Here is a 12,251-nt window from a genome sequence, read left to right as displayed (position 1 = left end):
CATGAAACGGTTTAATGGTCGTTTTACGACATTTCCGTGAAACAGCGATAGTTTCACGAGTTGATGATGAATTAGTCTGTCCGAAACGGTATAGAAAGCTTGATATTCTTGTCTTAGCAGGGGAGCCCTACTGACCGCTTAGTGCTTGCCCACGATTACCAACTCCACCAACGCCCTGGCTTATATCACGGACATTACTCAAACCACCGGAAAGTACCAATCCTGAAACAGCAACTTCAGCTTGGCGTAGGTCGACAAGTGATCTGATGAATTTAATATTCGTTTCGAAATATGTGCGGCGTGCGGTCAAAACTCGCAGGAAATCAAATTGCTGTTGACGATACCCCTGGCTCGTAAGATCAAGATTTTCCTTAGCCTTTGGAAGAATATCCTGCTGATATTGTTCCACTTGCTTCTTGGCCTTTTGGTAGTCGCGAAAAGCAGCAGCGAGACGGACTTGGAGTGAGAGCTGTAGTCGTTCTACATCACCTAATGAGCGATGATATTCAGCAGCAGCCATATCAATATTGCCTTGATTGCGATTAAAGATTGGTAGAGGAATACCAACCTGAACATTCGCAATGTCATCGCCGGTTTCGTTATCGCGTGCCACACCAATTTGGGCCATTAGATTCGGTATATTTTGTGATTCCTGGCGAAAGATTTGCTCACGAGCACGACTGACTTTTGCATAGGCAGCTTGCAACTCTGGACTGTTTGTTTGTAATTGCTGATACGATTCTTCCCAAGTTAAATCTGTAGATTTATTGTTTAGAACATCACTCAATGGAGCTTCCGTTAACTCTGGCCTCCCGACCAAGCTCGCTAGTTGTTTCCTGGCAGCTTCGTGATCATATTCTGCATTCTGACGAATGATGCGAATTTCGCCGAGTTGGACTTCTGCCTGCAAAATATCTGGTCTTGCTCCTTCCCCAGAATCAAACAATTTACTAGCTATTTCAACTCCTTCTTCAGCAATCTTTTCCAATTGAAAAGAAAGTTTGACGCGTTGCTCGGCTCCGAGGGATGCAAAGAATTGTGATTGAACGTCATTACGAACCCGGTATTTTTGAGTCTCCAGTTCCCACTGAAGTTGCTGGATATCATAGTCTGCAACAGCCTGGTTGAGACTCAGTTTGTTTCCCGTAACGATTGTCTGGGAGATGTATCCCCCCTGTTTTCCAGAAGTTCCATCAGCACCGATTTCCTGTCCCTGATAACCAATTGTGGGGTTCGGATAAAGCCCAACCTGTTTTTTGATGCCTTGAGCTTTGTTGATGACAGCCAGTGCTTGTTGCAGGGTAGGATTGTTTGCCATCGCCAACTGCAATAATTCTTCGACCGTCAATGCGACTTCCGTAGTTTGTAGATCGGCATTTTTATCTGTTGCAAGTTGGTCGCCACCCACACCAGGCGCTGGTGGAATCGCATTGAAATCTGGATTGAACGTTGTTTGTATCAGTGTATCCAGATTAGCATTACTGTCAGATTTGTTAGATACCTCGGAAGTCTGAATAAATTCTGTATCATCTGATGAATCAAGGTAGCCCACTGTCTTTGCAGATATATCTTCGGCATCACTTGGGGGGACCAAGGGCGCAATATCTGTGGAACTTTGACGTTTGTTGTGTGCTTTGTATTCTTCCATCTCCAAGGTTTGTACCCCTGTAGATGGAACTGCGTACCGAGGCTTTTCATTGTGGGCACACGATACTAATAATATGCATGGCAGAGCAAAAAAAAATCTGAAAAATATCTGAATCCGTTCCATAACCGACTCCATAAATCTTGTAAGAAATCAACCAACTGGTTGAAAGATAAATTGTGCAAACGAAATAATTAATTGCACAGGAGTCTATACAAGATATTTTGCCAGTGTATCGACGATGGAAAAGGATTTAGTGAAAGTTGTGCGAGACTGCTGACTTTTGCAAGGTTGTAGGCCATACGCCACGGCGTCTCGGTTGACTGGCAAGGAGATATTTACCAAACGGAGTTCGATGTCAGTTGTATCTACTCGTGCCACATTTGCTGTGCCCGTGCAAAATGGGCATGGTGGGTGCGGGGTTTTCTTTGAAGGTGCTGGCGATTTATAAGCCTGATATTGATCTGAGCGATCATGGACACTTTGGTTGCGAACTGAGAACGTGGAATCGTCGCAGCAGGTACAAGTGGTATCTTTACTATTTACGATTTTGGCACAAATATTGGTAAGCGCACGGCATGGCATCACAGCTTGTATAAGAATTACTGTGGAAAAGCTGATGCAAATCAACTTACGTTGCCACGAAGCCATGAACAATCCTTCCTTGTGCAATTCGACAAACCACGTCCTTCTACCTTTATCGGTTTTTCGAATTGTGCAAGATAAACAAAGACTCCAGATTCACGGGATAAAGCTTTTTATAGATGCTTGCTACGCCGTAAACCCTGCATAATCGGGAATGTCAGCGCCACGACTATCGAAATGAACGGCAACTTCGAGTGGGTGTACGCGCTTGGTATCCGCTTAGAACTAACCCCTTGTTAATGCAAGAGTTTATGAGAATGGGACTTTCTGAAGAACTCCTCATCTATCTCCGCCGCAGGCCGATTCGAGAGGAGTTAACGAATCTGACTACCCGCTCCAAACGAGTTTTTGGAAAAGAATTGCTGGAGAAAATGGGAAAAAGCAGACGATCATCATTAAGGATGCAACTTTTGGGTCTTAGGATTGCTTGGTTCTACGATGACCTTGACTCGGATTCCTTACCCAAATACAATATATTTGTCAGAAATAATTAGGGATTCCTCACCAAATCTAAAAAGGCAGATCTATTTCGTAATGTTCCATTTAGCCATTATCACGCTCATCACATTCCGTGTGATACTTTGCCCACTTTTTTGTGTGGGCGAAAGTGCGATTGGTAGTGGACTTCAGGATGAGGCTGTTAGCTGTGCTTGCGCCAAATCTAACTCTGGACCATGCCACAGCAATGAGCGTCAAGCACCTGTGCCATTCGGCTGCCCTTGCGACTCGAAGTTTCCGTGCGATTCCGGTTGCGTTTGCAAAGCCGCACCCGAATTGAATGGTCGGACAGCGACCACGGACTTTGAGCTTTCACTCGACTTTGCTCCAGTTTGCATGCAAATCGTGAGTTTTTCAGAAGTTCGCGCGATTCGCCACGAGGTACATTTGCCTCGCCTTGATAACGGGCGTTCTATTCGCCTCGTTTTCGCCTCTTTGTTGCTCTAGGCCACTGCTGCCTCCGTTCGCTAGCAAAAGTAACTCCGTTTCAGTCCGTAATTGGATTGTTTGTTGAGTTAATGATTATGGCTGGCGTGCATTCCCTTGGTTAACGCTTGGATTGTGATTGCCTCCATCCTTGCTTGTCCACGTTTAGTCAGTAGGAGTCCTACGATGAGTCACTCATTTATTGATGCGCCTGTGCAAAAACCACCCAATAATCCCCCCCCCCCCCAGTCATGTGTTAACGGACGTGCGGTTGAGCCAGCCGAAAACGCGAAACGTGTCGGTCCGTTCTGGCGTCTTCTGTCTGTCATATTGGGTGGGATCGGACCGTTATTTGTGCTGTCTACATTCACAGTCGTGTTTTACTTTGGTCACCACTACGATTGGAAAATGCCAAAATTCGCTGAGTTAACCGGATCAGCAAAAAAGTCAGTTGCGGACTGGTGTGAAGAACACAGCGTACCAGAATCAAAATGTGTCGAATGCGATCCGACACTAATGCCAAGGGGAGCGGACTACGGATGGTGCCCCGAACATGGCGTTCACAATTGCCCGTTACATCACCCTGATGTTGCAGAACTGAAGGAAACGCCCGTTGTCCTTGCTGCTGATCTCAAGCGTGCAGCCCATGCACTTGCACTTCGTGATCGCAAGGAAAATAACAGCGAGTGCAGGGTCTATAAAACGCGAATTCAGTTTGCCTCGGTAGAATCAGTTCGCCAGGCAGGGGTCGATGTTGAACTCGTCGAACGTCAACCTATTATCGAGTCAGTGTCCGGCAGCGGTGAGATTCTTTATGACCCGACGCGATTAGCAGGACTGGCCTCACGCGTATCAGGAACGATCTGGCTCGTGCACAAAAATATTGGTGATCGGGTTCAAAAAGGAGAGTTGCTTGCGATAGTCGATGCTACTCAGGTAGGTGAAGTCAAAATACGACTACTCAAGGCACTCGCCGAAGAGCAACTACAGCAAGAGAACGTTTCGAGGTTGAGAAAAGCTCGCAATATAGTACCAGGAAAATTAGTGCTGACTGCAGAAGCCGCCTACAAAAAGGCGCGAGCAGAGGTTGTTAGCGCGGAACAGATGCTCAGAAATCTCGGCTTACCGGCGGATGTCAAAATATTGCGAGGTTTATCGGAACACGAGGCGATGAATCGTCTACGATTCTTAGGAATACCTGACTCATTCCAATCCAAGTTGAGTGCAGAAATTAGGACAGCAAACCTGCTTCCCATTTACTCGTCGATCAACGGTGTGGTTGTTGATCGTACCGTGACACCCGGCGAGGTCGTTGACCCATCACGTATTTTGTTCCGCGTGGCGGACATGAGTCAGATGTGGCTGACGCTGAATATTCCCTTAGAGCACATGGAACAACTTGCAATTGGCCAGACCGTCCGCTTCCGTGCCGACGGGAGCCGCCACGAGGTCGAAAGCAAACTCGATTGGATCAGCACCTCGACCGACCAACAAACCAGAATGGTCCAAGTTCGGGCCGTGCTGCCGAACCCGAAGGGACGGCTTCGTAATGAGACATTTGGTACTGGCGAAGTGATTCTGCGACAAGAACCAGACGCGATTGTCGTTCCAACCGGGACATCCCACTGGGAAGGCTGTTGCCAAGTCGTGTTTGTCCGTGACAAACATTACTTCGACAGCCCTGACAGTCCCAAAGTGTTCCACGTTCGCTCAGTTCGTTTAGGAGCATCAAATAATAATTACACGGAGGTGATTTCTGGAGTTCTGCCGGGAGAAGTTATCGCTACTGCTGGTAGCGACGTGCTACGAGCTCAATTACTGAAGAACAACCTAGGCGAAGGCTGCGCCTGCGTAGCGGAATAGGGAGAATAAGGATGCTTAATTGGCTCATTGATTTTTCACTACGACATCGTGCGTTTGTGATTTTGGTAACGGTGGTGTTTGCCGCTGCAGGCATATTTTCGTTACAACAACTTGATGTTGATGCGTTTCCAGATACTACACCTGTTCAGATTCAGATCAATACCATCGCTCCGGCGCTTGCATCGGAAGAAGTCGAACGGCAAATCACGTTTCCTGTCGAGCAAGCCATTAGTGGTTTACCCGGACTGGAAGAACTCCGTTCGATTTCCAAGTTCGGTCTCTCACAGGTGGTTGTCATCTTTGAGGATGGCGTGGACATCTACTTTGCGCGGCAATTGGTTAACGAACGGCTTAGCAGGGTTGAGCTTCCAGAAGGGATTCAGCGTCCCCAAATGGGACCAGTCTCGACAGGTTTAGGGGAAGTCTTTCATTATGTACTGACATATGACGGTGTTGATTTTTCAAAGGTTTCCCAACAAGAACGTATCAATCGTCTGACCGAGTTGCGGACACTACATGATTGGGTAGTGAAACCTCAGCTGCGATCCGTTCGGGGTGTCGCCGAAGTCAATAGTTGGGGTGGTTACGAAAAGCAGTACCAAGTCCGACTCGATCCTAACCTATTGATCAAACATAATTTGACATTCGAGCAAGTTGCCGAAGCCATTCAAGCGAACAATGAGAACGTCGGTGGAGGGACCATCACCGATGGTAGTGAGATGTTACTCGTTCACGGTGTTGGGCGTACTGTGAACCTCAAGGAAATCGAAAACGTTGTCATTACGGCGCGTGATGGTGTACCCATCCGTGTACGCGATGTCGCCCATGTGCAAATCGGGCATGAGATTCGACGTGGTGCAGTAACAGCCAATGGTCGTGGCGAAGCAGTACTTGGCTTGGGCTTCATGCTAATGGGAGAGAATAGTCACGAAGTGACATGGGCGTTAAAAGACAAGTTGGAACAGATCAGGGAAACGCTACCAGCCGGGGTGGCGATAAATACGGTCTATGATCGCACCGAGTTAGTCGACCACGTCATTCACACCGTACAGAAAAATCTTTTCGAGGGTGGCCTGCTGGTCATCGCAGTGTTGTTCATTTTCCTGGGAAATCTTAGAGCTGGATTGATAGTAGCTCTGGCAATTCCGCTGTCGATGCTATTCGCCTTTTCAGGGATGCTACGGTTTGGCATCGCGGCTAGCTTACTGAGTCTGGGAGCAATCGACTTTGGACTCGTGGTCGATAGTTCGGTCGTAATGATCGAGAACTGTGTGCGGCATCTTGCTTATAATCGTGACGGACGCAGCCGTTTGGAAATCATTCGCGATGCAGCAATCGAGGTTCGCAAGCCGACAATGTTCGGCGAACTGATCATCATGATTGTTTACCTACCTATTCTAACTCTGGAAGGGGTAGAGGGTAAGTTGTTTCGGCCCATGGCACTGACTGTGATCATGGCTCTTGCTGGTTCGATGGTTATGTCACTCACATTGATGCCGGTTGTGGCAAGTTTGATGTTGCCAAGGAAAATCGAAGAGAAAGAGCCGTTGTTGATTCGTTTTCTCAAACGACTCTACGCACCAGTCTTGAGGTTTACGATGCACAACAAGATCGTTGTCATCGGATCGGCTTTATGCCTGCTCGTCACGGTCTTTGGATTGATTGCTCCTAATCTGGGAACAGAGTTTGTGCCTCGGCTGTCCGAAGGTGCCGTCGTCATCAACGTAGTACGACTTGCGGGAACCAATCTCGAAGAGTCGATGCGATACAACACGCAGATGGAAAAAATACTTAAGGAAAAATTCCCTGATGAAATTGCGCAAGTCTGGAGCCGCATTGGTACAGCGGAAGTTGCAACCGATCCGATGGGAACTGAGTTAACCGACCTCTTCATAACACTGCGACCACGTGAGCAGTGGTCGCGTGCAGAGACACAGGAAGAACTAACCATTCTGATTCAGGAAGAACTGCGTGATCTCCCCGGCCCCCGGCTCGCCATGACACAGCCAATCGAAATGCGGATGAATGAGATGATTTCGGGTGTCCGTTCAGATGTTGCAGCCATCCTTTATGGGGACGATTTGGACTTGATGGTCAAGAAGGCGGCAGAGGTAGAACGCGCCCTTAAAGCCATCGATGGTGCAGCCGATGTGAAGGTCGAGCAGGTTTCGGGACAGCCGGTGCTTCAGATTCATGTCAAGCAGAACGAAATCGCTCGATATGGTATTTCCGCTCGAACAGTCATGAACCTAGTCCGGTCACTTGGTAGCAATCACGTTGGTGAGGTGTATGAAGGGCAATTACGTTTTCCGTTGATTATTCGATTGCCTGAAGCAGCACGAGCCGATCCCGAAGCGATCAGTGAAATTCTCGTTGCTACACCTTCAGGAGAGCGAATTCCGCTGTCGCGATTGGCAACAATTAAGACTGTGGAAGGTCCCAATACGATTAAGCGTGAATGGTATCAACGTCGAATTACTATTGAAGCGAACGTCCGCGGTCGTGATTTGGGTAGCTTTGTCGCAGAGGCACAGCGTGTGGTCGCTGAAAAAATTCAACTGCCCGCGGGTCGCTATCGAATTGAGTGGGGCGGACAATTTGAGAATCTGCAACGCGCCCAGATGCGGCTTTTGATTGTCGTTCCGATCGCATTACTGATGATATTCGCATTGCTCTACATGACCTATCGTAACATTATTGATTCACTGCGTGTCTTTACTGGTGTTCCATTTGCCTGGATCGGTGGTGTTATTGCCCTTTGGATTCGCGATATGCCGTTTTCCATTTCGGCTGCTGTTGGATTTATCGCGCTTTCAGGTGTGGCCGTGCTTGATGACATGCTGCTAGTGTCCACAATCCGTCAGCTACGACGGCGAGGACGTTCGCTGGATGATGCTGTCGAAGAAGCCGCGATGACAAGGCTGCGACCTATCCTGATGACGACGCTTGTTGCGAGTCTCGGATTTGTACCGATGGCATTCAGCACCGGTATGGGAGCAGAAGTGCAACGTCCGCTGGCAACCGTGGTAATCGGTGGCGTTTGTAGCGCCATGGTTATGAGCTTACTAGTACTACGAGTGCTCTACGTCGTGTTCAACCTTCCGACGGAGAGTTTTGATGATGGAGAAGACGATGATGGTCATTGTCTTGAACCAGACAAACCGACCGAACCAGAAGCTGGGTGTGTGCCCGATTCGATGTCGGTCTTACCATGATTCGGCGATGCCGAAAGGAGAATTTGATGCAGGGTAATTATTGCTTAAGCGGCCTGTTATTTGGGCTATTGGTAATGAGTGTTTTTGGATTTATTGGTTGTAGTGATAGTGCGCCATCGCAGGATAGTAAAGCCAGTTCACCGGCATCGGCCAAGGTCGATCACAGCCACGGTGGCTGGTGGTGCGTGGAGCATGGCGTCCCCGAAGGAGAGTGCGCGTTATGCGATTCGTCGCTGGTCGCAAAATTCAAGGAAGCCGGGGACTGGTGCAAAGAGCACAAGCGTCCCGAGTCCCAGTGCTTCATTTGCAGTCCAGCACGGTTCGACAAGTTCGCTGCCCGCTATGAGGCCAAGACAGGAAACAAACCGCCGCAACCGGAAGTTGAAGAGTGAGATGCAGGCAAATCTTAGACTAACTCGGTTTGGAGCCGGGCACTGCGACGTGCCGTCTACGTCTTTACGACACTCGCGGTGATCTGGCTCGTACAGCCAGACTGCATTTGCGGCTGTTCGTTTTTGAAATCCTGTAGGCAAGATGAAAATCGCCGGACACCGCAATCAAATAGACTGGTTGAAACCACGCATTCAGAGAGTAAGAGGTGATATAAGCATTCGTAACCAGAAGAATATGCATGTCCCGTAGTCGGAGTTGCTAGCCCGTGCTCTCTTTGAGATCACTTGCTAGCCAGCCATGTTTTACTCAACCGAATATTGTTCTAACCTCGTAATCCAAGGAGACAATCATGTAATCACACAAATCTACTTCGAAATCTACTACTCTTCCCTTTCGTTTCATTGGAAATTTGGAAAAAGGAATTTCATCATGTACCGTGTATATCTCTGTGTAGCACTTACGTTTGCTTTCTCTGCATGTTTGATTAGTCAAAGCCGGGCAGCGACCCAAACAATGAAGACCACCATCACCTTGGAGGTGCTCAGTTGCGAAGGCTGCGCCAGAAACGTGGCTGCCAAGCTGTTGGAAATTCGTGGAGTTGCTAACGTCAAAACTGATCTGAAGACCAAGTCCGCCACTGTCATACCCAAGGCGGAAGCATTACTTTCACCGCGACAATTGTGGGAAGCGGTCGAAAAAGCGGGTAAAAAGCCAATTAAACTTAAAGGTCCCAGCGGTACATTCACATCAAAACCTAAGCAGTGAATGAATAAATTGTTGTAACTGAGTGACCGCTGTAGCCAGAAAACACTGGCACCAGCGGCTTTTACAAATACGTTTCGTAACCTTTTGTAGGTAATTAAATAAAGAATTTAAGCCAAGTAGATGAAAGAATATCGTTTCCGAGTTGCTAATTTAGATTGTGAACATGACGCTGCAAGGTTGCGGCGGTCTTTGGAATCTGAATTTGATATTAAAGTCCTGCAAATCCTGGCATCCTCGGGTAGCGTTCTTATTTCAGCCGACGAACAGAAATACTCACAGGATGAAGTCAAGGCGAAGCTTGACGACATTGGTTTCCCTCTGCAGAAGCAAGACGAGCAGCTTGGTCCACCTCCTGTTTGGAAAAATGCGAAAGTGGTTGTGGCGGTTGTCGCGGGTGTCCTGTTGTTGTGCGGGTGGCTACTCAGCTATCTGTCAACCGATTGGTTACCGCTAATTCTGTATTCGTCAGCCATTCTAATCGGCGGCTACCATTTCGGTCGCGAAGCAATCGAGTATCTACTCTTTGAGTGGCGCGTCGGCATAGAATTACTCATGACAAGTGCGGCTGTCTCAGCTTTTGCTCTTGGCCAACCGGCGGAAGCGGCGATGTTGGTCTTTTTGTATTCCATCAGTGAGGCGCTCGAAGGTTACGCCGAGGCAAAGACTCGCTCCGCCGTTCGCGCATTGATGGATTTGACACCCAAAACCGCCTTTCTTCTGGAAAGCGGAAATGAGCGTGAGGTGCCGGTTGAGGAATTGCAATCTGGAGATATGTTTCTCGTCCACCCTGGCCAATCCATCCCGACCGATGGCGAAATCCTCTCTGGTGCTTCCAGTCTCAACGAAGCCCCAGTCACTGGAGAGAGCGTTCCGGTCGAAAAAAAAGTGGGAGATGATGTCTACGCCGGAAGCATCAATGGAGAGGGCTCACTTGAAATCATAGCAACGAAGGCATTCGCTGAAAATACGATCTCGCGAATCATTGAAATGGTGGAGGAAGCACAGGAACGCAAAGGTGAAAGCCAACGTTTCATTGAACGTTTCGGTAATTGGTACAGTCCAGCAGTATTGTTGATCGGATTCGTAATCGCGCTCTTGCCGCCTTTACTCTACGGTACTTCGTGGTCACACTGGGCGATTCGTGCCACGATATTCATCGTTGCTGCGGCACCGTGTGCCTTGGTCATCTCGATTCCGGTCACACTCGTTGCAGCGCTCGGAACGGCTGCTCGACATGGCGTGTTGATTAAGGGTGGGGTGTATATCGAGCGACTGGCCGCAATTCGCGTAGTTGCCTTAGACAAAACTGGCACAATCACTCTCGGTAAGCCAACAGTCACTGATTGTGTGGTGTCTGATCAGGTTGGCACACCACCTCGCGCGAAAGTCTTGGCAGTGACCGCTGGTATCGAAAGGCTAAGTCAACATCCGCTGGCAAAGGCGATCGTCGGATTTGTTCGGAATGAAGACATTCAGCCACTTTCCGCTGAGGACTTTCGCTCGCTGACTGGGGCGGGAGCGTCTGCGTCCGTTGACGGAACACTCATTTACGTCGGAAAGCCACAACTATTTGAAGACGATCTGGCCATCGATCTGTCCTCACTTATGGATGTTATCACCCGACTACAAGACGAAGGGAAAACGGTTGCTGTCGTCGGCAATGATCAACAGGCTTGGGCAGCCATCGCGATGAAAGACACCGTTCGCGAGAACACTGCTCAGGCAATTGAGGAGCTCCACGATATGGGTATTTCTAAAGTGGTGATGTTGACAGGTGATAACGAGCGCACGGCGAGACAAGTTTCCCAAGAGGCTGGAGTTGATTGCTTCTATGCAAGTCTGAAACCGGATGGCAAAGTCACCAAACTTTATGAACTGTTATCAGAATATCAACACGTGGCCATGGTTGGTGATGGTGTGAACGATGCCCCGGCACTGGCGGAAGCTAGTGTTGGAATTGCGATGGGAGCAGCTGGAACGGATGTCGCGCTGGAAACAGCCGACATTGCACTGATGGCAGACGATTTGGAGAAGCTCGCCTATGCATTGAGGCTAGCGAAGCGCAATCAATCAATTGTTCGTCAAAATTTGATTCTTTCTACTATTGTCATTCTTGTTCTGGTCATCGGCGCGGTGTCGGGTTCGTTTACGCTTCCCGTCGCTGTCTTGGGGCATGAGGTTAGCGAATTCATCGTGGTTGCCAACGGTCTAAGAATGCTGCGTTTTCAAGGAACGTCGGAATGAGACACGTTTACCTTTTCTCTCTCCTTGCAGTTGCTCTTATTCAAAGCAGTTGTAGCACTAAACAAAGCGATCCTTCCCCCGAGAAGTCTGTTTTGATTCGCGGAGTCGATCCTGTGTTACTAACCGATGAGAACTTTGAGCGAGAAGTTCTGATGAGCAACCAGCCGGTTCTGGTTGATATGTGGGCCGAGTGGTGTCAGCCTTGCATCCGGATGAAACCGACAATCCGAAAACTAGCTGATGAGCTGTCTGGACAAGTCAAAGTTGGAGAACTAAATGTCGACAAAAATCCGTTCATCACTGAAAAGTACGCCGTTGATCGCTATCCGATGCTGTTGATATTTGTCGAAGGCGTCGAAGTCAAACGTCTGGTTGGAGAACAATCGAGGAAAGCATTGGCCGAAGCTATACGGGCTGTAAGGAGAGGGCGATGCAATACGAACTATGAAAATTAGTCAATGGCACAGAAATACCGCCACAAAATTTTCAATAACACTTTGGCGCTAATGAAAGACTTTTTTGATTCATTTCTAAACGTTTCCAGAAGTACTAATCGG

The 12,251-nt window shown here is 48.5% G+C and carries 7 protein-coding genes; 6 read left to right on the top strand and 1 reads right to left on the bottom strand.

Annotated elements, in window-relative coordinates; all coding sequences use genetic code 11:
• Positions 1-127 precede the first annotated feature (127 nt).
• The gene (locus ACN0YH_RS08245) at positions 128-1,648 is read right to left on the bottom strand and encodes a TolC family protein (RefSeq protein WP_417379355.1); all 1,521 of its coding nucleotides are present in this window, start codon (positions 1,646-1,648) and stop codon (positions 128-130) included.
• A 1,752-nt stretch (positions 1,649-3,400) separates the two neighbouring features.
• Here ACN0YH_RS08245 and ACN0YH_RS08240 point away from each other — a divergent pair.
• The 6 genes from ACN0YH_RS08240 (at position 3,401) to ACN0YH_RS08215 (ending at position 12,149) form a co-directional block, all read left to right on the top strand.
• Positions 3,401-5,077 (top strand): efflux RND transporter periplasmic adaptor subunit, encoded by a 1,677-nt coding sequence (locus ACN0YH_RS08240; RefSeq protein WP_417379092.1) that lies wholly within the window; start codon positions 3,401-3,403, stop codon positions 5,075-5,077.
• 11 nt (positions 5,078-5,088) lie between these two features.
• A complete protein-coding gene (locus ACN0YH_RS08235; RefSeq protein WP_417379091.1) occupies positions 5,089-8,292 on the top strand; it encodes an efflux RND transporter permease subunit in 3,204 nt (1,067 codons plus the stop codon).
• 74 nt (positions 8,293-8,366) lie between these two features.
• Positions 8,367-8,684: an RND transporter gene (locus ACN0YH_RS08230; protein WP_417379090.1), complete on the top strand. Its 318-nt coding sequence runs from the start codon at positions 8,367-8,369 to the stop codon at positions 8,682-8,684.
• A gap of 430 nt (positions 8,685-9,114) precedes the next feature.
• Positions 9,115-9,450, top strand: coding sequence for a heavy-metal-associated domain-containing protein (locus tag ACN0YH_RS08225; RefSeq protein WP_417379089.1), 336 nt, complete (start codon positions 9,115-9,117; stop codon positions 9,448-9,450).
• Between the two features lie 120 nt (positions 9,451-9,570).
• On the top strand, positions 9,571-11,694 hold the full coding sequence (locus ACN0YH_RS08220) for a heavy metal translocating P-type ATPase (RefSeq protein ID WP_417379088.1): 2,124 nt from the start codon (positions 9,571-9,573) through the stop codon (positions 11,692-11,694).
• A complete protein-coding gene (locus ACN0YH_RS08215) occupies positions 11,691-12,149 on the top strand; it encodes a thioredoxin domain-containing protein (protein WP_417379087.1) in 459 nt (152 codons plus the stop codon). Before ACN0YH_RS08220 ends, ACN0YH_RS08215 begins: the two co-directional genes overlap by 4 nt.
• The last annotated feature ends 102 nt before the right edge of the window (positions 12,150-12,251 follow it).

Source organism: Gimesia sp. (assembly GCF_048262075.1).
Lineage (GTDB): Bacteria > Planctomycetota > Planctomycetia > Planctomycetales > Planctomycetaceae > Gimesia.
The sequence above is the reverse complement of the archived record's forward strand: the minus strand, read 5'-3'. Positions and strand labels throughout refer to the sequence as shown.